Genomic DNA, 311 nt, shown 5'->3' with positions numbered 1-311 from the left:
GCCAAGAATGAAGAATTCGATTACCACATGAACAATGACCTTGGGCGTATGGTCTTGAATCCCGATGTTACTGTGCGTTCGAGAGGGGTTATGGAAAAATGTTCCTTCTGTATCCAGCGTACGCAAAAAACTATCCTTGATGCAAAACGTGAAGGAAGACCTGTTGTGGATGGCGAATTCCAGACAGCATGTTCTGCAGCTTGTGACAAAGGAGCTATTGTATTTGGAGATGTTAATGATGAAACGAGTCGTATAGCTGCTCTAAGTGAAGATGACAGAATGTATCATGCTCTTGAATACGTGGGAACCAA

The 311-nt window shown here is 43.1% G+C and carries 1 protein-coding gene; it reads left to right on the top strand.

All coding sequences use genetic code 11. The annotated features are described in order from the left end of the window. A partial coding sequence (locus HC175_RS22435; protein WP_479685265.1) for a 4Fe-4S dicluster domain-containing protein occupies window positions 1-311 on the top strand: 311 nt, incomplete at both ends.

The sequence above is a fragment of the Salinimicrobium oceani genome, assembly GCF_012037645.1.
The sequence above is the reverse complement of the archived record's forward strand: the minus strand, read 5'-3'. Positions and strand labels throughout refer to the sequence as shown.